Genomic DNA, 24,937 nt, shown 5'->3' with positions numbered 1-24,937 from the left:
CGCTCGCGCGGTGGCCCGGCTCCTTGCTTCCTCACTTCTTCCGTGACCGGCTGGATTCGACGTGACCGTCCGGGGGCTCGCGGGTGTGCGGACGCTGAATGCTATTCGGCGAGGGTGTCGGTGATCGTGTCGGAGGCCTTCCGGGCCGCCTTGATCGGGTCCTCGCCCTGGAGGACGGCGGTCATGTAGGGCTTGATCGGGTTGTCCCCCTCCACGTTCGCCCACTGCGGGGAGTTGGGGGTGGCCCGGCCGCGCGCGGCGCCCCGGGCCATGACGGCGGTGGCCTCCTGGCCGGCGACGACGGAGGCGAGTCCCTTCTTGTTGGGGACGTAGCCCATGGCGCGGGCGAGTTCGGTCTGCCACTTCTCGCCGGCCATCGCCTTGACGACGTCGAGGGCGGCGCCGCGCTGGGGCGCGTTCTCCGGGATGACGAGGTCGGAGCCGCCTGTGAAGACGGCGCAGGGCTGGTCGGCCTTCTTGCCGGGTATCGGGAAGTAGCCGAGCTTGTCCTTGAGCCCCGGGTCGGCCTTGAGGATCGCGGCGACGGCGCTGGGGGTGGCGATGAGCTGGGCCACGTCGCCCTTGGCGAAGACGTCGGCCTGCGGCGGGTTCTGCTCGTCGGCGTTCTTGGGGCCGGCGCCGAGGGACTGGAGTTCCTTGTAGAACGCCATGCCGCGCTGGGCCTCCGGGCTGTCGAGGACGCCGGTCCACTGGCCGCCCCTCTCGACGGCCAGTTCGCCGCCCTCGTCCCAGACGAAGCCGGCGAGGGTGTACCAGTCCTGGCCGGCGAGGTAGATGCCCTGGGAGCCGTTCTTGTTGAGCTTCTCGGTGTCGGCGAGCCACTGGGCGCGGGTGGCCGGCGGCTTGTCGATGCCGGCGCCCCGGAACAGGTCCTTGTTGTAGATGACGATCCGGTTGGCGGCGTACCAGGGGATGCCGTACTGGGAGCCGGAGATGTTTCCGGGCTCGGCGAGACCGGGCAGCCAGTCCTCGCTGCCGAGGTCGCGGACCGACTCCAGGGTGAGGTCGAACAGCTTCTCGGTGTCGGCGTACTGGGCGACCTGGGTGTTGCCGACCTCGATGACGTCGGGTCCGCCGGCGCCCTCGATCGCCTCGGTGACCTTCTTGCCGATGCCGGTCCACTCCTGGATGGTGAACTGGAGTTCGATCCCGCCGTGCTCCTCCTCGTACGCCTTCTTGAAGCGCTCGATGTAGTCCTCGCTGGCGCTGTCCCGCATCAGCCAGATGTTGACGGTCTTCGTGCCCTCGCCGCCCGGCAGCATCCCGCAGCCCGAGAGGGCGAGCGCGGTGGCGGCTGCCAGGGGACAGACGAGACGTCGGTTCTTCACGTGGGTCACCTTCTGCGGTTCAGCACAGGGTCGTGCGTAGGGGCTGACCCGGCATGGGGGGACCGAACGGGGTGTTCGCGCGGGTATGTGGCCTGGATTCTGGTCTGGACCAACGGGATGGTCAAGTCCTTGACCATCCCGTTCCGCCCCCCGGAGGGACGGTCTGTTCCGTTACCACCGGTAATTCCCGTGGCCCGCCGGGAGGTCGTCGTGTCGCGCCCCGGCGCGCCCTGGGGCACGGTGGAGGGAACGCACCGAGAGGAGTCCGTCCCCCATGTCGAACCACACCTACCGCGTCACCGAGATCGTCGGCACCTCCACCGAGGGAGTCGACCAGGCCATCCGCAACGGCATCGAACGCGCCTCGCAGACCCTGAGGGGCCTTGACTGGTTCGAGGTGACGCAGGTGCGCGGCCACCTCGTCGACGGCACGATCGAGCACTACCAGGTCGGCCTGAAGGTCGGCTTCCGCCTGGAGGACGAGAACTGACTCTCCGGGGCCTTACGGCCTTCCGGACCTGACGGTCTCCGGAACCCGACGGGCCCGGAAGGCCGTAAGACCCCGGGCCCGGCTCCGTCGCGGCGGCGTCAGGTCCGGCCCTCCTCCTCCTGCGCCTCCCTCAGCGCCTCGGAGGGGGTGGCCCAGCGGGCCCGTACGACGGTGAACCCGGCGGCCTCCGCCGCGTCGCAGACCTGCGCGTCGTCGTCGACCAGCATCCGCACCGCCCGGTCGGCGGCGAGCCGGCGCAGGACCTCCACCTTGGTCACCCGGGCCGGCCGGAAGTCGCGGTCGCGCCGCATGTGGACCGGCCCGGCGGGCAGCCCCTGCTCCGCCAGCCAGTCCACGGTCGCGCGGCGGCACCGCTCCGGCCGCCCGGTGAGGTAGACGACCTCGCACTCCCCGGCCGCCTCGCGGCACAGCGCGACGCCCTCCTCCAGCGGCGGGTCGTCGGGCGCCGCCGCGAAGAACGCGCTCCAGTCCTTGGGCCTCCGCTCCAGGAAGTGCTGGCGGTGCGCGGTCGCGGCGAGGGTGTTGTCGAGGTCGAAGACGGCGAGGGGTCTGTTGTCCTGTGTCACGGGGCCAGGGTAGGAGGCGGGGCACTCGCCGGGAGGGGCGGGCGGGGAACGGCGGGAGTCCCCTCCGGGGCGGCGGGCGGAGCCCTGTCCGGGGCGACAAGCGAGAACCGAGGGCGGAGTCCCCTCCGGGGCGGCGGGCGAGGACCGGGGGCGGGGCCTGCCTGCGGACGGGCCGGGAATCCCTCGCACTCCACGGCGTTGAACCCACCGTGAGCAGCTTCCCCGGCGACGTCCGCTTCTCCGTCCTCGACCGCTCCCGCACCCGGGAGGGCGAGGACGCCTCCCACGCGCTGCGCGAGACCGTGCGCCTCGCCCGGGAGGTCGAGGCCCTCGGCTACCACCGTTTCTGGGTGTCGGAGCACCACGGGGTGCCCGGGGTCGCGGGATCGGCGCCCACGGTCCTCGCCGCGGCCGTCGCCGCCGCGACCTCCGCCGTCCGCGTCGGCACGGGCGGGGTGATGCTCCCGAACCACCGCCCCCTGGTCGTGGCCGAGCAGTTCGGCGTCCTGGAGTCCCTGTTCCCCGGCCGGATCGACATGGGCGTCGGCCGCTCGGTGGGCTTCACCGACGGCGTCCGCCGGGCCCTGGGCCGGGACAAGGACGACGCCGACCGGTTCGGGGAGCAGCTCTCCGAGCTCCTCGGCTGGTTCACCGGCGAGCGGACGGCCCACCCCCAGGTGCACGCGCGGCCCGCCGAGGGCCTGCGGGTCCCGCCCTTCGTCCTCGCGACCGGCGAGGGCGCGGCGATCGCGGCGGCGGCCGGTCTGCCGCTGGTCGTCGGCGACCTGCGCGGCCGGGACCGGCTGCTGGCCGCCGTCGACGCCTACCGGACCGGCTTCCGCCCGTCCCGGTGGGCCGCCGAGCCGTACGTGGTCGTCGCCGGGACGGTCGTGGTGGCCGCCACCGAGGAGGAGGCCCGGCGACTGCTCGTCCCGGAGGCGTGGGCGATGGCGTACTCGCGCACCCGGGGCGTCTTCCCGCCGCTCGACGCGCCGGAGCGGATCGAGGCGTCGGCGATGACGGAGAAGCAGCGCGGCTTCTACGAGGCGGGGCTCCGGGGGCACGTGCACGGCACGGAGGAGCAGGTGGCCGAGGCCCTGGAGCGGGCGGTCGGGGAGACCGGGGCGCAGGAGGTCCTGGTGACCACGAGCACGTACGACCGGGAGGCGCTGAGCACGTCGTACCGGCGGCTGGCGCGGGCGGTGGGGCTGGCGCCCCGGGCCCTCCCCCAGGGGATGCGCCGAGAGTCCCGCCCACCCGGCCGCGTCCTCCCGGAAGGCCCGGCCCACGCCCTCCCGTAAGGCCCGTCCGGCCGCACCCGACCGGAGCAACCACCGGATAGCGCATAAAATCGGATCATGCACGACAGCCCCCACGATCCGTACGTCCGCGTCCGCGGTGCCCGTGAGCACAATCTCGCGGGGGTCGACGTCGACATCCCCCGGGACGCGCTCGTCGTCTTCACCGGGGTCTCCGGCTCCGGCAAGTCGTCGCTCGCCTTCGGCACGGTCTACGCCGAGGCGCAGCGGCGCTACTTCGAGTCGGTGGCGCCGTACGCGCGGCGGCTGATCCACCAGGTGGGGGCGCCCTCGGTCGGCGAGATCACCGGACTGCCGCCGGCGGTCTCCCTGGAGCAGCGGCGGTCGTCGCCGAACACCCGCTCCTCCGTCGGCACCGTCACCACCCTGTCCAACTCGCTGCGGATGCTGCTCTCGCGGGCCGGCCGCTACCCGGAGGGGGCCGGGCGACTGGACTCCGACGCCTTCTCCCCCAACACGGCGGCGGGCGCCTGCCCTTCGTGCCAAGGGCTCGGGCGGATCCACGAGACCAGCGAGGAACTCCTCGTCCCCGATCCGGACCTGTCGATCCGTCAGGGGGCCGTCGCCGCCTGGCCCGGCGCGTGGCAGGGGAAGAACCTGCGGGACGTCCTCGACGCCCTGGGGTACGACGTCGACCGGCCGTGGCGGGAGCTGGACGCGAAGGACCGGGAGTGGATCCTGTTCACGGACGAGCAGCCGGTCGTCACGGTGCACCCGGTACGGGAGGCGGGGCGGATCCAGCGCCCGTACCAGGGCACGTACACGAGCGCCCGGCGGCTCGTCCTGCGCACCTTCTCCGACTCCAGGAGCCCGGCCCTGCGCGCCAAGGCGGAACGCTTCCTCACCAGCGCGCCCTGCCCGGTGTGCGGCGGCGGACGGCTGCGGCCCGAGGCGCTCGCGGTCACCTTCGCGGGCCGGAACGTCGCGGAGCTGGCCGCGCTGCCGCTGACGGCCCTGGCCGGGGTCCTCGCCACGGCGGCGGCAGGGGCGGACGCGACGGAGACCGCGCGGGTGCTCACCGAGGACCTCGTCGCCCGGATCGGGACGGTGACCGAACTCGGCCTCGGCTATCTGAGCCTGGACCGCGCCACCCCCACCCTCTCCAACGGCGAGCTCCAGCGGCTGCGGCTCGCCACCCAGCTGCGCTCGGGGCTCTTCGGCGTGGTGTACGTCCTCGACGAGCCGTCGGCGGGGCTGCACCCGGCCGACACGGAGGCCCTGCTCGTGGTCCTCGACCGGCTCAGGGCGGCGGGCAACTCGGTCTTCGTCGTCGAGCACCACCTCGACGTCGTCCGGCACGCCGACTGGCTGGTGGACGTCGGCCCGGGGGCCGGGGTGCACGGCGGGCGGGTGCTGCACAGCGGGCCGCCGCGCGAACTGGCCGGCGTCGGGGAGTCCGTGACCCGCCGCTTCCTCTTCGACCGGGAGCCCGCGCCCGCGCGGACCGTACGCGAACCGACGGGCCTGCTGCGGACGGGTCCGGTCACCCGGCACAACCTGCGGGAGGTGGACGCGGCCTTCCCGCTCGGGGTGTTCACCGCCGTCACGGGCGTCTCCGGCTCCGGCAAGTCCACCCTCGTGGACGCGCTCGTGGACGCGTTCACCGGGCAGGGGGAGGGCGCCGGGCGTCTGGTGACGGTGGACCAGCGGCCCATCGGCCGCACCCCGCGCTCCAACCTCGCCACGTACACCGGCCTGTTCGACGTCGTCCGCAGGCTGTTCGCGGAGACCGAGGAGGCCAAGGCGCACGGGTACAAGGCGGGGCGCTTCTCCTTCAACGTGCCCGGCGGGCGCTGCGAGACCTGTCAGGGCGAGGGGTTCGTCTCGGTCGAGCTGCTCTTCCTGCCCAGCACGTACGCGCCCTGCCCCGACTGCCACGGCGCCCGCTACAACCCCGAGACCCTCCGGGTGCGGCTGCGCGGCCGCACGGTCGCGGAGGTCCTGGACCTGACCGTGGAGTCCGCCGCCGCCTTCCTCGCGGACGTCCCGGCCGCCGCCCGGAGCCTGCGCACCCTCCTCGACGTGGGCCTCGGCCATCTGCGGCTCGGCCAGCCCGCCACGGAGCTCTCCGGCGGCGAGGCCCAGCGCATCAAGCTCGCCTCGGAGCTCCAGCGGCCGCACCGCTCCCCCACCCTGTACGTCCTCGACGAGCCGACCACCGGGCTCCACCCGGCCGACGTCGAGGTCCTGATGCGCCAGCTCCACGGGCTGGTGGACGCCGGGCACTCGGTGGTCGTCGTCGAGCACGACATGGACGTGGTCGCCACCGCGGACTGGGTGATCGACATGGGCCCGGACGGCGGCGACCGGGGCGGCCGGATCGTGGCCGAGGGTCCTCCGGAGCGGGTGGCGGGGGCGGCGGACAGCCGCACCGCGCCGTATCTGGCCCGGGCCCTCTCCGGGGGAGCCCCGCACCGCGCCTGAGGCGGCCGACCGCCGTGCCGCCGCCGCCACCGGACCGACCACCGTCATTGGGCCGATCAATGACGACGCCTTGACACGGTTGACGCGCGTTGACAAGGGACGCCAGACTCGGGCAGGTACACGACAAAATGACGGGGGGTCATGTCGTGCGCGGACGCGCTTCGCGCTCTCGCCTCCCCCGGGTTCCCACTCGTTCCCGCTCCCTCCGGCACCGCACCGCACCGGCGCCCGTCTCCCGGCGGGCCCTTCTCCTCCGTGAAAGGAACACCGCCCGTGCTCTCCGGCCTCCCCGTGAGAATCGCCGTCACCGCCCTCGCCGTCACCGGCCTGCTGGCCGCCGCCCCTTCGGCGCCGACGCCCCCCTCGGCCCCGGCCGCGGCCTCCGCGACCGCCGCCGGGTCGCCGTCCGCCGGCGTCACCGTGAAGATGCCGGCCGCCCTCGCCGACCGCCTCGGCGCCGACCGCGCGGCGCTGGTGGACGCCGTCTCCGCCGACGTCCTCTCCCGGTCCCACGACGCCGAGGGCCTCGCCCCGGCGACCGCCGTCGGCAAGCTCGCCGCCGAGGGCCGCAAGGTGGTCGTCGACGTGCGCGCCGTCTCGCGCGACTGGGCCCGCGGCGTCGCCTACGTCGAGGCCTCGCGCGCGCGGCACGGCGCGCCGGAGGGCTGGCTCTACCTCGCCCACCGCGAGAACGGGCGATGGGTCCCGGGCCTGGAGGGCGACCGCGAGTTCGCCGACCAGGTGGCCGAGTCCCCGCTGGTCGGCGCGGCGGAACGGCGGACCATGACGGCGTACGCCGAGCGCGCGGCGGCGCCCCGGACGCGCCCCCTGGACGCGCATCCGGAACAGGTCTCGCCCGCCGGGGCCCAGGCCAACGTCAACGGACTGCTGCTGCCCTGGATGCCGGACTACTACATGACCCTGACCGGCGGCCCGCACGCCCACGACAGCGGGTCCGGGTACTGGAGCGCCCTCGACTTCGCCGGCGGCAACGCCAGCGGCCTGGTCCGCTCCTCCCGCGAGGGCACGGCGACCTCGATGTGCGGCGCCGGCGGCGGCTGGACCCGGGTGATCCACCCCGGCGGCTTCTCCACGGACTACTACCACATGCGGAACACGACCTACTACAACGGCACGTCGATCGCCCGCAGCGCCCGGCTCGGCAGCATCGGCACCGACACCTGCGCCGGCGGTTCCGCGACCGGGGCCCACGTGCACTGGAGCCTGCGCACCTACGACGCCAACTACGTCGGCCAGTACACCTGGCTCAACGGCCGCACCATCGGCGGCTGGACGTGGTGGAACGGCTCCGCCCAGTACTCCGGCTGCGGCGCCCGCCTGGGCGTCACCGCCTGCCCCGGCACGGCGCTCTACAACCGCACCGGCTGACCGGATCCCGGACCCCTCGGCGGCGCTCCCCGGGCCCTGTGGAACAGTGGCGGGCGGTTCCGAGGAAAGGCGACACACGATGACGAACGACGGGGGCGACGGCCTCGCGGTGCTCGACGACCCGGTGGGCGAGTCGCTGCGCGGCCGTCACGCGGAGCTCGGCCGCCGGCACGGCCGGGCCGCCACCTACCTGTCGGAGGTCGCGACCTTCTCGGCGATACCCGCCGACGCGGACGCGGCGGACTGGGCCGACCTCGCGCGGCTCCTCGGGCGCGACGCCTTCGCCGACATGTTCAGCTGCCCGGCCGTCCCGCCGCCGGACTGGGAGCCGGTCTTCGTGCTCGAAGGCCGGCAGATGCTCCGGTCCGGCGGCGGGGCCTCCGGCGCCGACGACGCCGGTGTGGTCGAACTCGGCCCGGCCGACGTGCCCGAGATGCTCGACCTGATCGCGCGCACCCGGCCGGGGCCGTTCTGGCCGCGCACCCGCGAACTCGGCACCTACCTCGGGATCCGCGACGGCGGCCGGCTGGTGGCCATGGCGGGCGAACGGCTCCGGCCGCCGGGCTGGACCGAGATCAGCGCCGTCTGCACGGATCCCGAGGTACGCGGACGGGGGTACGCCGCCCGCCTGGTGGACGCGCTCGCCGACCGGGTCCTGGCCCGGGGCGAGCGCCCCTTCCTGCACGTCGCCGAGAAGAACACGGCGGCGATCGCGCTCTACGAGCGGCTCGGCTTCACCACCCGGAAGCACGTGACCTTCCAGGGCTTCCGCACCCCGTGACCGCTCCCCCGGCGTGCACGGTGCCCGCGGTCAGTTCGCGTTCACCAGGTCGTGCGCCGGGACCGTCACGGTCCGCTTCCCCGGCTTGCCGCCGAGGACGACCTTGCGCAGGGCGCTGTTGTTGTCGAGGTTGGTCTCCTTCAGCCGCTTGGCCGGGTTGGCCAGGACCTGGATGTAGTAGGTGCCGTTGGGCACGTCCGTGATGTCGAAGGACTGGCCCGGCAGGTCCTGGGTGTAGGTGTCGCCGGAGCCGACGTCGAGGACCTCGCGGACGGAGATCGAGTTCTCCTGGCCGCAGGCGGTGGCCAGGTCGGTGTTGAACGGGTGCCAGTTGGCGTTCTTCACGGTGTAGTCGACGGCGTCGGTGTTGGCCAGGCAGAAGGCCTCCTTGCCGCTGCGGACCGCCTCCTTCTTGTCGGCCTTCAGGAGCCGGTAGCTGGCGAAGTCGGTGAAGTGCCAGTGGACGTGGCCGGGGCGCGGGTCCCACTCCATGGTGCCGGTCGGGGTGTAGCCGACCTGCTTGCCCTTGGCGTCGTAGAAGTACTGGTAGGCGTCCATCTTGGCCTTGCCGGGCGAGCGGAAGCCGTCCACCACGAGCTGGGCCGGTCCGGCGTTCCAGACGTTGGCGCTGAAGGCCAGGTAGTCCTTGCCGGGGATGTTCTCCGTGCCGTCGCTGATGGTGATGCCGTACGCCGGCAGGGACCGCAGGTCGGGCTTGGGGACGTCCGGGACGGAGGCCTTGCCGGTGGGCCGCTTGGCGGCCGGCACGAGGGCGGGAGCCTTGCGCGAGCCGTCGGTCTGCCCGGTCGCGTCGCCGGTCCGCGCCCCGGCCGCGTCGGCGCCCTGCGCCCCGGCGAGGGCGGCCTGCTGCTTCTTCAGCGCCCACGGCAGGGCCGGGGGCGCGGCCTTCAGCGGTCCGTGGCCCACGTTGTACGAGGGGGTGGCGCCGCTGGTCTCCGGCGCGCCGGCCTGGACGGGCTTCACCGGTCCGTGCGCGTGCCCGGCGGGGGCCTGGTGGGCGGCGCCGTGCCCGGCGTGCTCCCCGGCCGTGCCGTGCCCGGCGTGTCCTCCGGCCGTACCGTGTCCGGCGTGCTCCCCGGCGGCGGCCGAGCGGGCGGCGGCGAGTCCGTTGCCCTCCTCCCAGCTGCGCTCCTGGACGGTGACCTTCACCGTCGCGGGCTTGTCGGCGATGCCGAAGAGGTCCCGGTACTTCTTGGCGACCCCGACCTTGGCCGTGTACGTGCCGGCGGCGAGCTTCACCGGCTGGGTGTAGGAACCGGCGTAGGTGTTGGAGGCCCACCCCTTCTCGACGCCCCACACGGAGCCGAGGGTGAAGGGGTTGGTGGGGCAGCTCTCCGGATACTTCGAGGTGGAGGGCGCGTCGGGCCGGATCCGTCCGCTGGCGTTGTTCGGGCAGAAGCTCTCCGTACGGCTGACGACCTTCTTGCCCGCCTTGTCGGTGAGGGTGATCTCGGCGAAGCCGGGCAGCCCGGAGAAGTCCTTCACGGTGCCCTGGGGCAGCACCTTCGCCTTGGCCTTGCCGCCCTCGTACACGGTCTGGGTGACGACGACCGGGTCCTTGTAGGACTTCCGGGTCACCTTGAGCTCCAGCGGCGTCCCCTCCGCGGTCAGGTAGGTGCCCAGGTCCAGGTAGACGCCCGGCTCCTCCTTCCAGGAGGTGAGCGTGACCGAGCCGGTCGCCGCGACGAGGCTCAGCTTCGGCCCGGTCGCGGCCGTCGCCTGCTCCGGCGAGGCGGCCATGAAGCCGGCCGTCACGGCCATGGCGGCGACGGCCGTGGTGCCGGCGAGCAGCGGCCGCCGCAGCCGGGTGGTGCGCGTAGTGGTCATCGGTCCCTCGTTCTCGACGCTGTGGGAAGGGGCGGACGGCGGGCCCCGGTCCGGCGGGACGGGAGGTCCGTCCGGCGCGGCGGGAGGCGCTCGCTGCGTCCGTGCGGTGAGAGGAGGGGATCCGGCGCCCGGTTGTCCGGGGTACCGAAATCGTCAGGATGTTGGCCGAATAGTGCCGCTACGGGAAAGGCGGAAGGGGCGGCGGCGCGGGGCGGCCGGGTCGTACGGGAGGGCCGGGCCGGGCCGTACGGAACGGATCCGGTCGGGTCGGGTCGGGTCGGGTCGGGTCGGGTCGGGTCGGGTCGGGTCGGGTCGGGCGGAACGGGCCGGCCGGGTCGTACGGAACAGCCTGTTCGCGCCCGGTCGCCCGTCTCAGCGGCGCGGGGCGGCCCCGCCGCGGGAAGCGGGCTCGTCGTGCGGGGCGGCTTCGTCCCGCGCCGCGGCCCGGCGGCCCGCCACCACGTCGGCGACGGCGACGGCGAGCGCGGCCCCGACGAAGGCGATCGAGACGAGGAGGCCGTGGTCGTAGGCGGTGGCCCAGCCCTCCTGGGCGACCTGACCGAAGAAGACGGCGCCGACCGCGGCGATGCCGACCGCCGAGCCGACCCGCTGGCCGGTCTGGAGGGCTCCGCCGGCGCTGCCCGCGCGGCGCACCGGCACCTCGGAGAGGGTGAGGGTCTGGTTCGGGGCGATCACCAGGCCGCTGCCGAGCCCCGCGAGGAGCAGCGGGGCGAGCATGGCCCAGCCCGCTCCCCTGCCGGGCACCTGGTGCACGGCGAACGCCGTCCCGGCGAGGCCGATCGCCACCATCGCCAGGCCCACCACCACCAGTGGCCGGCCGAAGCGGTCCACGAGCCGGCCGCCGATCCCGGCCGCGATCCCCGAGCCCAGGGCGAAGGGGGTGATGGTGAGCCCGGCCTGGAGCGCGGTGTAGTGCAGTCCGCTCTGGAGGTAGAGCGTGCTGACGAAGAAGATCGAGGTGAAGCCCGCGAAGTAGAGCAGGATGAGGAGCGAGCCGAGCCAGTAGGACCGGACCCGGAAGAGTTCCAGTTCGATGAGGGGTTCGTTGCCCGAGCGGGCGCAGCGGCGCTCCCACCACACGAAGACCGCGAGGAGCAGGGCGGAGACGGGGACGAGCAGGTACTTGCCGTTCCCGGGCCACTGCTGGGACTGGACGAAGGGCAGCAGCAGGGCGAGCACGGCCGCGCCGAGGAGCACCACGCCGACCGGGTCGAGGCGGCGGAGCCGTACCGGCTTGGCGTCCGGCGTGTCGGGCAGCAGCCGCCGGGCGAGCAGCAGGCAGACGATCCCGATCGGGAGGTTGACGTAGAAGACCCAGCGCCAGCCCTCCTCGGGGCCCGCCGCCTGGATCAGGAGGCCCCCGAGGAGGGGGCCGACGGCGGTGGAGATGCCGACGACGGTGCCGAACATGCCGAAGGCCCGGCCGCGCTCGGAGCCCCGGAACATCTGCTGGATGAGCGCGGAGATCTGGGGCGAGACGAGGCCTCCCGCCACGCCCTGCGCCAGCCGCGAGATCACCAGCCACATGCTCGTCTGGGCCGCCCCGCAGGAGGCGGAGGCCAGCGTGAAGAGGGCGAGGCCGACGATGAAGACGCTGCGCCGGCCGCGCGCGTCGCCGAGGCGTCCGGCCGGGATGAGGAAGAGCCCGAAGGCGAGCGCGTACCCGGAGAGCACCCACTGGAGGTCCGACTCCGGGGTGTCGAGGCCGGTGCGGATGGAGGGCAGCGCGACGTTCACGATCGACACGTCGAGCAGGGTCATGAACCCCGCCACGAGGCAGACGCCGAGCGCCTTCCACCGGTTCGGGTCCGGTTCGTCCTGCTGCCCGTACGGGGTCTGCGCCGCCTCTTGCCGGGTCACGTGTCCTCCTGGTTCCCTCGGGTGCGGCCCGGTGGACGGCGCGCGACACGGGTCGTGCGCGCCTCCCGGCCTGCGAAGACCCGGGTACCCGGAGCGCAGCCTCCCGATTCCTCCTTTTCCCCTCGATCATCCGTTGATGTGGGCAAATGCCCGGGTGCCCGTGCGGGACACCCGGGCCGGGGAGGCGGTCCGGGGCCGTCAGGCCGCCGTGTCGAAGGTGTAGTGGGGCGTGTGGTCCAGCATGTCCGCCGGGGTCACGTCGTTCCACGGGCGCATGGTGTCGCGGAGGTCCACGACGTTCCGGGTGCCCGCGGCCGGCAGGTAGGGCGAGCCGGGGTGGCGGGCCTGCCAGTCGGCCCACAGCTTGTCGACGAAGGCGTGGTGCAGCCAGAAGACGGGGTCGTTAGGCGAGACGCCGGTGGCCATCTGGCCGCCGACCCAGACGTGGACGCGGTTGTGGAGGTTCACCCCGCGCCAGCCCTCCAGGTGGTTGCGGAAGCCGTCGGAGGCGCTGTTCCAGGGGGCGGTGTCGTAGGTCTCCATGGCGAGGACGGAGTCCACCTCGGCGCGGGTGGGGAGCTGTCGGCCGCCGGCGCCGAGGTCGCGCCGGAGGAAGTCGCGCCCGTCGACGCGGACGGTGATCGGCCAGCGGTCGCCGGTCCGGGCGAAGGGGCCGTCGGTGACCTGGCCGTCGCGGGCGCGGCCGGTGCCGCCGAGGAAGTCGGGCGCCCACAGCGAGGAGCGGGAGGTGCGGTCGGCGGTCCAGTCCCAGTAGGGCAGGGTGACGGTCGCGTCGACGGACTTCAGGGCCGCCTCGAACTCCAGGAGGAAGCGGCGGTGCCAGGGCAGGAAGGACGGCGAGCGGTGGCCGACGCGGTCGCCGTCGTCGGTGTCGCCCATGATGAAGGCGTTGTGCGTGGTGACGAAGGCGTCGTAGCGCCCGGAGCGCTTGAGCTCCAGGAGGGCGTCGACGAGGCGCCGCTTCTCGTCGGCGGTGAGGGCGGCCTGGTTCTTGCGTACGGTCATGGTGGTGCCTGCTCCTGGATCGGTCAGCCGAGGGTGAGGGGTACGAGCGGGGCGCCGCGGAGTTCGCGGACGGCCGCGCGGGCCAGTTCCCTGGGCGTGGCGACGGGCTCGTAGTGGTGGATCACGCTGATCCAGGTGCCGTCGGCGTTCCGCATGACGTGCAGTTCCCGGCCGTCGACGGTGACGGTGTAGCCGCCGCCGTGGTGTCCCCCGTGGTGGCCGCCGCCGTGCGCGGGGCCGCCCCGTATGCGGCGGCCCTGGTAGACCTCGTCGAAGGAGGCGGGGTCGGGGCCGGCCGCCGGGGCGGCGGCGCGGGGCGCGGCGGCGGCCGGGCCCGCCTGGGCAAGGACGGCGACGGCGCTCGCGGCGCCTGCCGCGACGCCGAGGGCGCGGCGGCGGGTGATGCTGGACATGGAACCCCCAAGTGGTCTGTGCGACCGGGGGGTTGGTCATATGCCCCCGGCAGGGGTCATCAGTACCCGGGGATGTCGGCGCGGCGGAAATCACCGTGGGGCGGTTGGCCGCGAAGTGGTCAACTTGCCACGTAAAGTACAGATTTGAACGGAGTTGATCTTGCTGTTCGCGCACGCGAAAGCACCCCGGAGCGAAGATCTTACGGAGAAAGTGATCTTTCCGTGAATGATCTTTCGCGCCGGGGTGCGACGTGTGGCGGAGCCCACGCCCCTGGTTTGTCCGGATCCCGCCTCAGCCGCGGCCCGCCTTGCGCCGGGCCCGCAGCCACTCCCGGTTCATCGCCGAGATCGACGGCAGCGGGATCCCCTTCGGGCAGGCCGTCGCGCACTCGCCCGTCAGGGTGCAGCCGCCGAAGCCCTCCGCGTCCATCTGGGCCACCATGTCGAGGACCCGCGTCTCGCGCTCCGGGGAGCCCTGCGGCAGCACGTTGAGGTGGTTGACCTTGGCCGAGGTGAAGAGCATGGCCGAGCCGTTGGGGCAGGCCGCCACGCACGCGCCGCAGCCGATGCACTCGGCGTGCTCGAAGGCGGAGTCCGCGTCGGCCTTGGGGACCGGCGTGGCGTGGGCGTCGGGCGCCGAGCCCGTGGGGACGGTGATGTAGCCGCCGGCCTGGATGACGCGGTCGAAGGCGGAGCGGTCGACCACCAGGTCCTTGACCACGGGGAAGGCGGAGGCGCGCCAGGGCTCGACGTCGATGGTGTCGCCGTCGCGGAAGGAGCGCATGTGGAGCTGGCAGGTCGTGGTGCGCTCGGGGCCGTGGGCGTCGCCGTTGATGACGAGGCTGCACGCGCCGCAGATGCCCTCGCGGCAGTCGTGGTCGAAGGCCACCGGGTCCTCGCCGCGCAGGGTGAGTTCCTCGTTGAGGGTGTCGAGCATCTCCAGGAACGACATGTCGGGGGAGATGCCGTCCACCTCGTAGGTGGCCATGGCGCCGTCGGCGTCGGCGTTCCGCTGGCGCCAGACGCGCAGGTTGAGCTTCATGCGTAGCTCCGCTGGGTGGGGTGGACGTACTCGAAGGCCAGTTCCTCCTTGTGGAGGACGGGGGCGCGGTCCGGGGCGGTGAACTCCCAGGCCGCCGCGTAGGCGAACTCCTCGTCGCGGCGGGCGGCCTCGCCGTCGGGGGTCTGGGACTCCGCGCGGAAGTGGCCGCCGCAGGACTCGGCGCGGTGGAGCGCGTCGAGGCACATCAGCTCGGCGAGCTCCAGGTAGTCGACGATCCGGTTGGCCCGCTCCAGGGACTGGTTGAACTCCTCGCCGGTGCCGGGGACCTTGATCCGGCGCCAGAACTCCTCTCGGATCTCGGGGATGCGGGCGAGGGCCTTGCGCAGCCCCTCGTCGGTGCGGGCCATGCCGCAGTGCTCCCACATGAGCTCGCCGAGCTCGCGGTGGAAGGAGTCGGGAGTGCGGTCGCCGTCGACGGAGAGCAGCAGGTTCAGCCGGTCGCCGGTCTCGGCGAGGACCTCGCGGACGGCCGGGTGGTCGTCGGTGACCTGTTCGGCGTGCGGGTGGCGGGCGAGGTAGTCGTTGATGGTGGCGGGCAGCACGAAGTAGCCGTCGGCCAGGCCCTGCATGAGGGCGGAGGCGCCGAGCCGGTTGGCCCCGTGGTCGGAGAAGTTGGCCTCGCCGATCGCGAAGAGGCCGGGGACGGTGGTCTGGAGGTCGTAGTCGACCCAGAGCCCGCCCATCGTGTAGTGCACGGCGGGGTAGATCCGCATGGGGACCTCGTACGGGTTCTCCGCGGTGATCCGCTCGTACATGTCGAAGAGGTTGCCGTACTTCTCCTCGACGGCCTTGCGGCCCATCCGCCGGATGGCGTCGGCGAAGTCCAGGTAGACGCCCTGGCCGCCGGGGCCGACGCCGCGTCCCTCGTCGCAGACGTTCTTGGCGGCGCGGGAGGCGATGTCGCGGGGGACGAGGTTGCCGAAGGAGGGGTAGATGCGCTCCAGGTAGTAGTCGCGCTCGTCCTCGGGGATCTCGGCGGCCGGGCGGGTGTCGCCCTCGGCCTTGGGCACCCAGATGCGTCCGTCGTTGCGCAGCGACTCGCTCATCAGGGTCAGCTTCGACTGGTGGTCGCCGGTGCGCGGGATGCAGGTGGGGTGGATCTGGGTGAAGCAGGGGTTGGCGAAGTACGCGCCGCGCCGGTGGGCCCGCCAGACGGCGGTGGCGTTAGAGTTCATCGCGTTCGTCGACAGGTAGAAGACGTTCCCGTAGCCGCCGGAGGCCAGGACGACGGCGTCGGCGTAGTGGGTGGAGATCTCGCCGGTGATCAGGTCGCGGGCGACGATGCCCCGGGCCCGCCCGTCGACGACGATCAGGTCGAGCATCTCCGTACGGGGGTGCATCTCGACGTGTCCGGCGGCGATCTGCCGGGAGAGCGCCTGGTAGGCGCCGAGGAGGAGCTGCTGTCCGGTCTGGCCGCGGGCGTAGAAGGTGCGGGAGACCTGGACGCCGCCGAAGGAGCGGGTGTCGAGGAGGCCGCCGTACTCGCGGGCGAAGGGGACGCCCTGGGCGACGCACTGGTCGATGATCTCGACGGAGATCTGGGCGAGGCGGTGGACGTTGGACTCGCGGGCCCGGAAGTCGCCGCCCTTGACGGTGTCGTAGAAGAGGCGGTGCACCGAGTCGCCGTCGTTGCGGTAGTTCTTGGCGGCGTTGATGCCGCCCTGGGCGGCGATGGAGTGGGCGCGGCGCGGGGAGTCCTGGTAGCAGAACTGGACGACGTGGTAGCCCTGCTCGGCCAGGGTGGCGCCGGCGGAGCCGCCGGCCAGGCCGGTGCCGACGACGATGATCCGGTGCTTGCGGCGGTTGGCGGGGTTGACCAGCTTCGCCTCGAAGCGCCGGGTGTCCCAGCGTTCGGCGACGGGTCCGGCGGGGGCCTTGGTGTCGGCGATCGGCTCGCCGACGGCGTAATCGACAAAGCTCATGGTCAGCTCACGACTCCGGTCATGACGGCGACGGGGATGGAGACGAAGGCCGCGGTCAGGACGAGCGCGAGGCCGTTGGCCAGGGTCCTGAGGAGGCGTTCGCGGCGGGCGTTGCCGACGCCCAGGGTCTGGGCGGCGCTCCAGAAGCCGTGGCGGACGTGGAGGCCGACGGCGAGCATGGCGACGATGTAGATGACGTTGCCGTACCAGGTGGAGAAGGTGTCGACGACGTTCTGGTAGGGCTTGCCCTCCTCGAAGCCGCCGGTGTGGACGGTGCCGGTGGTCAGGTCGAGGACGTGCCAGACGATGAAGAGGGCGAGGATGATCCCGCCCCAGCGCATGGTGCGGGTGGCGTACGAGGCCCGCCTGCGGCGGTGGACGTAGCCGACGGGGCGGGCCCCGATGTCGCGGCGGCTGAGCTGGTACGCGGAGACGGCGTGGGCGACGACGGCGGCGACGAGCACGATCCGGACGGCCCAGAGGGCCCACTCGTGGTGCAGGAGCGGGGCACCCATGACGCGCAGCCAGTGGGCGTACTCGTTGAACTCCTCGGGGCCGAAGAAGACCTTGAGGTTTCCGGCGACGTGGGCGACGAGGTAGCCGAGCATGATCAGCCCGCTGACGGCCATGACCGTCTTCTTGCCGAGGGTCGAGGAGAGGAATCCGCGGGACGGTGTGGGGGACGGCGGGCGGTCCTTCGTCCGGTTCCCCGTGGGTGCCAGAGCCATGTTCATGACGCTAAGGCCGGAGACCCCGAGAGGTCCAAGACATGGTCCGGCTGATCTCGATAGGCTCTCCCTATTCGTATCGCCTACGCTGGGACCATGCAGTTCCAGCAGCTCCTCTACTTCGTCGCCGTGGCCGAGACCCGGCACTTCACCCGGGCCGCCGAGCGGGTCCACGTCTCGCAGCCCTCGCTCTCCCAGCAGATCAAGGCCCTGGAGCAGGAGCTGGGCGCGGAGCTGTTCAGCCGGGCCCGGGGGAACATCACGCTCACCGACGCCGGGGAGGCCCTGCTGCCGCTGGCCCGCCGGATCCTCGCCGACACGGAGACGGCCCGTCTGGAGGTGCAGGAGCTGGCCCAGCTCAAGCGGGGCCGGGTGCGGCTCGGCGCGACCCCGAGCCTGTGCACGGGGCTCCTGCCGGACGTGCTGCGGGCCTTCCACGACCTGCACCCGGGGATCGAGCTCCTGATCGAGGAGGGCGGCTCGCACGACCTCGTGCGGGAGCTGGCGCGCGGGGCGCTCGACCTGGCCCTCGTGGTGCTGCCGCTGCCGACCCCGTCGCCCGCCCTGACCACGGTCGAGCTGCTCCGGGAGGACCTGGTGGTGGTCTCGGCCGCCTCGGAGCCGGCGCCCCGGCGTCCGGTGCGGATCACGGACCTGCGCGACCAGCCGCTCGTGATGTTCCGGCACGGCTACGACCTGCGGGAGCTGACGGTGGCGGCCTGCCGGGCGGAGGGCTTCGAGCCCTCGTTCACCGTCGAGGGCGGCGAGCTGGACGCGGTGCTCGGTTTCGTACGGGCCGGACTCGGGCTCGCGGTGGTCCCGGCGATGGTCGCCGCGCGGGCCGGCCGCGACCTGCGGGTGACGGCCCTCGCCCGGCCGGGCCTGCGCCGCACCATCGCGCTGGCGCACCGCAGCGACGTGGCGCCGCCGAGGGCCGCGCGGGAGCTCCAGCGGATCCTGCTGACCTCCCGGAAGGTACGGCCGGGGGCCGGACCGGGGCGCGCGCCCGCCTGACCCTACGCCCCCGTCACACCGCGTCCGCCAGGAGCAGGGAGTGGATGCGGTCCGGGGCGCCGGGGCGGGCGTAGTACCAGCCCTGCGCCGTGTCGCAGCCGAGCTCCCGGAGCTGGCGCGCCTGCGCGCCCGTCTCCACGCCCTCGACGGTGACCGCCAGCTCCAGGCTGTGGGCGAGCGAGACGATCCCCTCGACGATCTTCAGGTCGACCGGGTCCACCGGGTGCTGCTGCATGCCCCGGGTGAAGGAACGGTCCAGCTTGAGGACGCTCACCGGGAGCCGCCGCAGGTTGGCCAGGTTCGAGTAGCCGGTGCCGAAGTCGTCGAGCGCTATGTCGACGCCCATCTCGGCGAGCTGCCGCAGCGGCTTCAGAAGGCCCTCGTCGGCGCCGATCAGGGCCGACTCGGTCACCTCCAGGCAGAGTGCGCCCGGTTCGAGCCCGGACCGCTCCAGGACGTCGACGGTGTCGGCGACCAGGCGCGGGTGGTGGAGCTGCGTCGGGGAGAGGTTGACGTTGATGCGCAGCGGGCCGCCGTCGGCGTGCCGGATCTGCCAGAAGCGGGCCTGGCGCACGGCCTCCTGGAGCACCCAGCGGCCGAGCGGCACGATGAGGCCGGTGTCCTCGGCGAGCGGGATGAAGCGGTCGGGTCCGAGCACCCCGTGCTGCGGGTGGCACCAGCGGACGAGCGCCTCCGCGCCGTGCACGCTGCCGTCGCCGAGGTGGACGAGCGGCTGGTACTCGATGAAGAACTCGCCGCGCTCCAGGGCGGCCGGCAGGGCCGTGGTGAGCCCGTGCCGGGTGATGGCCCGGGCGTCGGCCTCGGGGTCGGCGAGCTCGAAGCGGTTGCCGCCCGCCGACTTGGCCCGGTACATGGTGATGTCGGCGCTGCGCAGCACCTCGGCCGGGGTCCGTTCCCCCGCCGGCCCCTCGACGACGCCGAGGCTGCCGCGCACGGTCAGCTCGCGGCCGTCGATGCGGAGCGGGGTGGCGAGCGCGGCGAGGATGCGGTCGGCGAGGTCGGTGACGTCGCGCTCGCCGCCGGCGCCGGTGGTGAGGGCGACGAACTCGTCCCCGCCGAGCCGGGCGACCATCTCGTTGGCCCCGGTGACGCAGCTCTGCAGCCGGTCCGCGACCTCGACGAGGAGCCGGTCGCCGGTGGAGTGGCCGAGGCTGTCGTTGATGACCTTGAAGCCGTCGAGGTCGAGGTAGCAGAGGCCGAAGCGGGCGTTGTCGCCGGGGGCGAGCACCTTCTCCAGGCGCTCGAAGAACAGGGTCCGGTTGGGCAGTCCGGTGAGGGCGTCGTGGGTGGCCTCGTACCGCAGGCGCAGATGGAGCAGGCGCCGCTCGGTGGTGTCCTCCAGGAGGGCCAGCTGGTACTGGGGGCAGCCGTCGGCGTCCCGGAGGAGCGAGACGGTGAGGTTGGTCCACAGAACCGTTCCGTCACCCCGGTAGTACGGCTTCTCGACCCGGTAGTGCTCCCGCTCGCCGCGGACCAGCTCCTCGTACAGCTTCCAGACGTGCGGTCCGTCCTCCGGGTGGACCCATTCGCTGACCTTGCGGCTGCGCAGCCGGCCCTCCATCCCGCCGAACATGCGGGTGAGGGTCTCGTTGACCTCCAGGAGGTTGCCGTCGAGGTCGGCGATGCCGATGCCGATGGCCGCCCCGTCGAAGACCGCGCGGAAGCGGCTCTCGGTGGCGTGCAGGGCGATCTCGGCGGCGGTGCGGGCGGCGAGCGCGGAGCGGGCGATGGCCTCCTGCTCGGCGAGGGTCCGCTCGCGCAGTGCCTGGGCGTAGCCGGCGGCCATGGCGTGCTGGAGCCGGGCGCAGCGGGCCCGGAGCTCCTCGGTCGGCAGGTCCGACTCCGTACCGCAGTAGAGCACCAGGTACGAGTCGACGACGCCGAGGCTGCGGCCGAGCGCGTCCGGGTCGGTGCAGTGGGCGGCGACCAGGGCCGCGCCGGCGCCCTGGGCCGGTGCCGTGTCGAAGGGCCGGGCGTGCAGGGCGTCGCACAGGGTGCGGGCCAACGGCAGCAGGTGCCCCTCGAACTCGGTCCGGGTGAGCGACGTGGCGGTCACCGGGAAGATCGCACGGCTCCATATGGTGACGAACCGCCTGAGTCTGTCCTCCGGGCCGTCGGCCTCGGCGCCGGATCCGGCCGGCCGGGACGGGACCTTCACGCCTTGCGCCCCACCCCTGCGAGGCCGGAGAAGGTATGGGGATCCTCCTCCTCGACCGGACTCTCCGGTCGCCAGACGGGCAGCGGGACGAGGCCGGGCTCGATCAGCTCGGTGCCCTCGAAGAAGCGGGCGACCTCCGCGCCCGACCGCATCACCAGGGGGTTGCGGATGTTCCGGTAGACCCCGACGGTGCCGCCGGCCTGCTCCTCCAGGAACGGGATGCCCTCGTACGAGGCGTGGGTGAGGACCATGAGGCTGCCGGGCGCGAGGGCGTCGATCAGCTCGGCGACGGCCTCGTACGGGCGGTCGTGGTCCTCCAGGAAGTGGAGGACGGCGACGAGGAGGAGGGCCACCGGCCGCTCCAGGTCGAGGAGCCGGGCCACCTCGGGGCTGCGCAGGATGTCGGCCGGCTTGCGCAGGTCGGCGGAGACGACGGCGGTGTTCTCGACGCCCTCCAGGACGGCGCGGCTGTGGGCGACGGCGACCGGGTCGTGGTCGACGTAGACGATCCGCGCGGCCGGGTCGGCGGCGCGGGCGACCTCGTGCACGTTGCCGAAGGTGGGTATGCCGGAGCCGATGTCCAGGAACTGGGTGACGTCGTTGTCAACGGCGTGGCGGACGGCGCGCCGCATGAACGCCCGGTTCGCCTGCATGATCTTGGGCAGGCCGGGCATGAACTCCATCGCCTTGCGGGCCGCTTCCCGGTCGACCTCGAAATTGTGCGAGCCGCCCAGGTAGAAGTCGTACATTCGGGACACGCTCGGCACCGAAATGTCGATACCCGGCGGAGCCCAGGCGGGACGCTCCATCAATGTCTCCAACAAGTCGCCGTGGGGATGCGGCCATGTGTTCGCGGCCGGTGTTCGAGGTGAGGCTACTGATCGCCCGCCAAGAGGGCGAGTGGAAACGGAAATTCGCGGTCCGTTCTTGGTCACACGCCATTGGCACGTGCGTGCGGAACGCCGACTTCACGCCTTCGGACCGTGCACATTCACGTGCAGATGATCGTGCGCCGACTCCGGTCGCGGTTCCCGTTTCGCCCGGTGCGGGACTCAGAGCCCTTTCCTGGCTGGGGTGTTGCCGCGATCGGGGCCCTGTCGCCGGTGCAGGATGCCCCGTCGACCGCGCTGTCCGACAGGGCGACAACCGGACAGTTCTTCTTCCGAAGGCCAGAACGGTTCGCCTCGTGAATCGCGGTGCGCGGAGATACCCGGTCATTGCGCCGAATCCGCCTACTGTCCGATAGAACGTCAAGTCCGCGCCTCGGGAGATCCCCTCCATCCGGCGAATCCGCCGGGATTCCGCCCCGGCGCACGCCGCCCGCGACCAAGCTCGACGGCGTGTCTCTGTACGGATCACTCCTCGCGCGGCCGCTGGCGGCCCTGGCGCTGGTGTGGCTGCTCGCCGCCCCCGCGCCCGCCTCCGCCGACGCCTGCGCCCACGCCGTGACCGGCCCCGGCGGTACGCACACCGCGGTCGCGTCCACCGGGTCGGACGCGTGCCCGCACCCGCACCCGCACCCGCACCCGCACCCGCACCCGCACGAACCCAAGCCGACACCCACGCCGACGCACACCCACACACCGCCGCCCTCGTGCCCGTCGCCCACGCCCACTCCGACCCCCACCCCGACTCCGACGCCGACCCCCACGCTCCCGCCCACCACGAAGCCGCCGAAGCCCGTCCCGACGGTGCCGCCGCCCGTACCGACGCCGCCTCCTCCCGTACGGCCCACCCCGTCCCCGCCCCAGCCCCCGCCTCCCGTACGGACGACACCACCGCCCGTACGGACGCCGGTTCCGCGCACCACCCCGCCGGCACCGCGTCCCGCTCCGCCCGCCGCGGAGGCGCCGGAGCCCGTGCCGACGTCCGCCGCCGCTCCCCCGCCCTCCGCGCGGCCGGAGCCCCCGTCCGCCGCCCCCGTCGCGCTCCCCCACTACCGCCCCGCCACGCGGCCCCGGCCGAAGAGCGGCACGTCCGTCCTCACCACGACGCTGGTGATCATCGCCCCGGCGGTCCTGGCGACCGCGATCCTGCGCTCCCGATCCCGCTGATCCCACCGATCGCGCCCCGCTCGGCGAACCGCCGATCCCACCGATCCCACCGGAGGAATCCGTGTCCGAATGGCTTGTCCTGTCCCTCGCGATGGCGGCGGCCTGCGCCGTCGTGCTCACCATCGTCGTCATCAACCACCGCCGGATCCCCGAGGACGACGATCCCAGCGAGACCCCGGACGTCATCGAGTACATGACGATGATGATCGGCGTGATCTACGCCATCGTCCTCGGCCTGGCCATCGCCGGCGTCTGGGAGGCGCGGGGGGCCGCCCAGGAGACCGTGCGGCAGGAGGCCCAGGCGCTGCACGAGATCTCGGCCCGCGCCGAGGTGTATCCGCGGGAGGTCCGCGACCGCATCCGCGCCGACGTCGACGCGTACGTCTCCCACGTGGTCGACGACGAGTGGAAGCACATGTCCGAGACCGGGGAGCTGAGCGACGAGGGCACCGCGCTCCTGGAGAAGGTGCGGCGGAGCGTCACCGACTACCAACCGGCGAACGACTTCGAGGGGCAGGCGTACCAGCCGCTGGTGGACCAGGTGGCCGCCGCCGACGACGCCCGGAACGCGCGCGGGCAGAACGCGGGCGAGACCATGCCCGGGGTCGTGTGGTTCGGTCTGATCGTCGGCGCCCTGGTGACCGTCGGCCTGATCTTCACGCTCCAGATCCGCAGGACCGGGCGGGAACTGCTGCTGGCCGGGCTCTTCAGCGTCCTCATCGCCTTCCTGCTGTTCCTCATCTGGGACTTCGACGCGCCGTACGGCCGGGGCATGTCGGCCACCGCCACGCCGTTCACCGACCTGTTCCCGCGGCTCGACGGGTGAGGAGCGCCACCCGGGTGGGCCGCACGGGGGACACGCGTGACCCGTTCGCACCTCTGGGATCGCGGGCCCGGTGACGCGCTCCTAGCGTTTCGGGCATCGAGGTGCACGCAGGCCCTTCGCGGGAACCCCCTCCCGCGGCTGCCCCTCGGGACCCGGAGGATTCACCATGCGCGCGATACGTGCCGCATCCACTGCCCTGCTGGGGGTGGCCGCCTTCGCCCTGGCCGCCCCCTTCGCCGTCGCGACGGAGGGTGCCCCGGCACCCAACCCGCGAGCACGGGGCGCCAAGGCCCCGGGCGATTTCGTCGTCTCGCCCTCGGTCGTCTCCCCCGGCGGCCGGGTGACCCTGAGCGCCCCCGGCTGCGCCAGCACGGCGACGGCCGCGGCCGGCGTCTTCGACACCGCCGTCATCGCCCCCGGGTCGACGGCGACCGCCACCGTGGACCTGGACGTGCGGCCCGGCAGCGTCTACACGGTCGCGTTCAACTGCACGGGCGGCGTCCAGGACACCGTCGACCTGACGATCGCCGGCGGTGCCACGGCCACCGCCACCCCGACGATCCGCTCCACGATCCTCACCACCCCGCGGGGTGTCCAGGGCGGTCTCGGCGGCTCGGTGGACGACGGGGTCGGCCCCGTCGAACTGGCCGCGGGCGGGGCTCTCGTCCTGGCCGCCGCGGGCGGCGTCTTCTACGTGGTGCGCCGCCGCACCGCCGAGTCCCGACGCCACTGAGGCGGCGGCGTGGCGCGGATCGCGGCGACACGCGGGCGTTCCCTTCTCCGCCCTCCCGAACGCCCGTCGCCCCCGGGTCCTCGTCAGGACCCGGGGGCGACGGGCGCGATGGGCCGGCCGGGAGGTTCGTCCGTCAGATCCCCGCGCCGGTCACACGGCGACGGCGGGCGACGAAGAGGCCGCCGCCGAGCGCGGCCGCGGCGACGAGGCTGCCGCCGAGGGCCATCTCGGTGGAGCTGGGGGCCAGCGAGCCGCCGAGGCCGCCCTGTGCGCCGCGGCCCGGGAGGACCCGGAACGACTGCGTGACGACGGAGGAGTTGCCGTTGCAGCGGACGGCCAGGTTGTAGTTGCCCGGGGTGGCGTGGTTGTAGACGCGGGCGACGGCGGTGGAGACGCCGTTGTTGTTGCCCGAGAGGGTGGTCTCCGGGAAGGCGTTGGACGTCACGGTGCCGCCGCGGTTGCAGCCGCGCGCGGTGATGGTGAGCGTCGAGCCGGGGTGGACGTCGAAGGGGTTGACGGTGACGTTGCTGGGACCGTTGTTGTTGCCGTTCCCACCGCCCTGACCGCCGTGGTTGCCGTTGCCACCGCCCTGGCCGCCGTTGTTGCCGTTGCCACCACCTTGGCCGCCGTTGTTGCCGTTCCCGCCGCCCTGGCCGCCGTTGTTGTTGCCGTTCCCACCGCCCTGGCCGTCGTTCGGGCCGTTCGAGCCACCGTGCACGACGTTGCCCGGGCTGTTGGTGGCGGCGGCGAGGGGGGCCGCGAGGCCGACCGCCGCGATCGCGGTGGCGGTCACCGCCAGAGTGCGTGCAGCACGCATGGTTGAACCTCCAGTGGAAGACGCCCCAAAGCGGTGCTCCGGGAGTTTCGACGAGTACGCCTTCCATGACGAACCATCACCATTCGTGATGGAG

21 protein-coding genes are annotated in these 24,937 nt (G+C 73.2%); 9 read left to right on the top strand and 12 right to left on the bottom strand.

Annotation, left to right across the window (positions count from 1 at the left end; genetic code table 11):
* Nucleotides 1-101: 101 nt before the first annotated feature.
* Complete coding sequence (locus AB0398_RS28885) at nucleotides 102-1,349, bottom strand: extracellular solute-binding protein (RefSeq protein ID WP_366378579.1); 1,248 nt, start codon at nucleotides 1,347-1,349, stop codon at nucleotides 102-104.
* A 274-nt stretch (nucleotides 1,350-1,623) separates the two neighbouring features.
* On the opposite strand from AB0398_RS28885, the gene AB0398_RS28880 reads away from it, so the two are divergent.
* Nucleotides 1,624-1,839, top strand: coding sequence for a dodecin (locus AB0398_RS28880; RefSeq protein WP_366378578.1), 216 nt, complete (start codon nucleotides 1,624-1,626; stop codon nucleotides 1,837-1,839).
* Between the two features lie 98 nt (nucleotides 1,840-1,937).
* Here the strand turns inward: AB0398_RS28880 and AB0398_RS28875 are convergent, their stop codons facing one another.
* Entirely contained in the window at nucleotides 1,938-2,426 is a 489-nt protein-coding gene (locus tag AB0398_RS28875; RefSeq protein WP_366378577.1) for a hypothetical protein, read from the bottom strand.
* 209 nt (nucleotides 2,427-2,635) lie between these two features.
* Between AB0398_RS28875 and AB0398_RS28870 the strand changes: the two genes are divergently transcribed.
* The 4 genes from AB0398_RS28870 (at nucleotide 2,636) to AB0398_RS28855 (ending at nucleotide 8,339) form a co-directional block, all read left to right on the top strand.
* Complete coding sequence (locus tag AB0398_RS28870; protein ID WP_366378576.1) at nucleotides 2,636-3,727, top strand: MsnO8 family LLM class oxidoreductase; 1,092 nt, start codon at nucleotides 2,636-2,638, stop codon at nucleotides 3,725-3,727.
* Between the two features lie 57 nt (nucleotides 3,728-3,784).
* Nucleotides 3,785-6,169 carry an excinuclease ABC subunit UvrA gene (locus AB0398_RS28865; RefSeq protein ID WP_366378575.1) on the top strand — a complete coding sequence of 795 codons (2,385 nt, stop codon included), beginning with the start codon at nucleotides 3,785-3,787 and terminating at the stop codon, nucleotides 6,167-6,169.
* Nucleotides 6,170-6,442: 273 nt separating this feature from the next.
* Nucleotides 6,443-7,558, top strand: a complete 1,116-nt coding sequence (locus AB0398_RS28860; protein ID WP_366378574.1) for a M23 family metallopeptidase — start codon at nucleotides 6,443-6,445, stop codon at nucleotides 7,556-7,558.
* 79 nt (nucleotides 7,559-7,637) lie between these two features.
* Nucleotides 7,638-8,339 carry a GNAT family N-acetyltransferase gene (locus AB0398_RS28855; RefSeq protein ID WP_366378573.1) on the top strand — a complete coding sequence of 234 codons (702 nt, stop codon included), beginning with the start codon at nucleotides 7,638-7,640 and terminating at the stop codon, nucleotides 8,337-8,339.
* Between the two features lie 30 nt (nucleotides 8,340-8,369).
* Here the strand turns inward: AB0398_RS28855 and AB0398_RS28850 are convergent, their stop codons facing one another.
* From AB0398_RS28850 to AB0398_RS28820, 7 genes are all read right to left on the bottom strand, one after another.
* Entirely contained in the window at nucleotides 8,370-10,187 is a 1,818-nt protein-coding gene (locus AB0398_RS28850) for a lysyl oxidase family protein (RefSeq protein WP_366378572.1), read from the bottom strand.
* Between the two features lie 372 nt (nucleotides 10,188-10,559).
* Entirely contained in the window at nucleotides 10,560-12,068 is a 1,509-nt protein-coding gene (locus tag AB0398_RS28845; protein ID WP_366378571.1) for an MFS transporter, read from the bottom strand.
* A 198-nt stretch (nucleotides 12,069-12,266) separates the two neighbouring features.
* A complete protein-coding gene (locus tag AB0398_RS28840) occupies nucleotides 12,267-13,094 on the bottom strand; it encodes a tyrosinase family protein (protein ID WP_366378570.1) in 828 nt (275 codons plus the stop codon).
* Nucleotides 13,095-13,117: 23 nt separating this feature from the next.
* On the bottom strand, nucleotides 13,118-13,507 hold the full coding sequence (locus tag AB0398_RS28835) for a tyrosinase cofactor (RefSeq protein WP_366378569.1): 390 nt from the start codon (nucleotides 13,505-13,507) through the stop codon (nucleotides 13,118-13,120).
* 292 nt (nucleotides 13,508-13,799) lie between these two features.
* Nucleotides 13,800-14,549 carry a succinate dehydrogenase/fumarate reductase iron-sulfur subunit gene (locus tag AB0398_RS28830; protein ID WP_366378568.1) on the bottom strand — a complete coding sequence of 250 codons (750 nt, stop codon included), beginning with the start codon at nucleotides 14,547-14,549 and terminating at the stop codon, nucleotides 13,800-13,802.
* Complete coding sequence (locus AB0398_RS28825) at nucleotides 14,546-16,492, bottom strand: fumarate reductase/succinate dehydrogenase flavoprotein subunit (RefSeq protein ID WP_366378567.1); 1,947 nt, start codon at nucleotides 16,490-16,492, stop codon at nucleotides 14,546-14,548. The genes AB0398_RS28830 and AB0398_RS28825 overlap by 4 nt, the downstream gene beginning before the upstream one ends.
* 2 nt (nucleotides 16,493-16,494) lie before the next feature.
* Nucleotides 16,495-17,220 carry a succinate dehydrogenase gene (locus AB0398_RS28820; protein WP_366378566.1) on the bottom strand — a complete coding sequence of 242 codons (726 nt, stop codon included), beginning with the start codon at nucleotides 17,218-17,220 and terminating at the stop codon, nucleotides 16,495-16,497.
* Between the two features lie 96 nt (nucleotides 17,221-17,316).
* On the opposite strand from AB0398_RS28820, the gene AB0398_RS28815 reads away from it, so the two are divergent.
* Nucleotides 17,317-18,234 carry a LysR substrate-binding domain-containing protein gene (locus AB0398_RS28815; RefSeq protein ID WP_366378565.1) on the top strand — a complete coding sequence of 306 codons (918 nt, stop codon included), beginning with the start codon at nucleotides 17,317-17,319 and terminating at the stop codon, nucleotides 18,232-18,234.
* Nucleotides 18,235-18,247: 13 nt separating this feature from the next.
* Here AB0398_RS28815 and AB0398_RS28810 read toward each other — a convergent pair whose 3' ends face one another.
* Both AB0398_RS28810 and AB0398_RS28805 read right to left on the bottom strand, forming a co-directional pair.
* Nucleotides 18,248-20,413, bottom strand: coding sequence for an EAL domain-containing protein (locus AB0398_RS28810; protein WP_366378564.1), 2,166 nt, complete (start codon nucleotides 20,411-20,413; stop codon nucleotides 18,248-18,250).
* Entirely contained in the window at nucleotides 20,410-21,222 is an 813-nt protein-coding gene (locus tag AB0398_RS28805; RefSeq protein ID WP_366378563.1) for an SAM-dependent methyltransferase, read from the bottom strand. Before AB0398_RS28805 ends, AB0398_RS28810 begins: the two co-directional genes overlap by 4 nt.
* Nucleotides 21,223-21,753: 531 nt before the next feature.
* On the opposite strand from AB0398_RS28805, the gene AB0398_RS28800 reads away from it, so the two are divergent.
* The 3 genes from AB0398_RS28800 (at nucleotide 21,754) to AB0398_RS28790 (ending at nucleotide 24,026) form a co-directional block, all read left to right on the top strand.
* The gene (locus AB0398_RS28800; RefSeq protein WP_366378562.1) at nucleotides 21,754-22,467 is read left to right on the top strand and encodes a hypothetical protein; all 714 of its coding nucleotides are present in this window, start codon (nucleotides 21,754-21,756) and stop codon (nucleotides 22,465-22,467) included.
* A 61-nt stretch (nucleotides 22,468-22,528) separates the two neighbouring features.
* The gene (locus tag AB0398_RS28795; RefSeq protein WP_366378561.1) at nucleotides 22,529-23,293 is read left to right on the top strand and encodes a hypothetical protein; all 765 of its coding nucleotides are present in this window, start codon (nucleotides 22,529-22,531) and stop codon (nucleotides 23,291-23,293) included.
* A 166-nt stretch (nucleotides 23,294-23,459) separates the two neighbouring features.
* Entirely contained in the window at nucleotides 23,460-24,026 is a 567-nt protein-coding gene (locus AB0398_RS28790) for a hypothetical protein (RefSeq protein ID WP_366378560.1), read from the top strand.
* A 133-nt stretch (nucleotides 24,027-24,159) separates the two neighbouring features.
* Here the strand turns inward: AB0398_RS28790 and AB0398_RS28785 are convergent, their stop codons facing one another.
* Nucleotides 24,160-24,843 carry a hypothetical protein gene (locus AB0398_RS28785; protein WP_366378559.1) on the bottom strand — a complete coding sequence of 228 codons (684 nt, stop codon included), beginning with the start codon at nucleotides 24,841-24,843 and terminating at the stop codon, nucleotides 24,160-24,162.
* Nucleotides 24,844-24,937: the final 94 nt, after the last annotated feature.

Origin of the sequence: Streptomyces sp. NPDC086147, from assembly GCF_040702165.1 — a bacterium.
Classification (GTDB): Bacteria; Actinomycetota; Actinomycetes; order Streptomycetales; family Streptomycetaceae; genus Streptomyces.
This window is presented reverse-complemented; position numbering and strand designations above follow the sequence as displayed.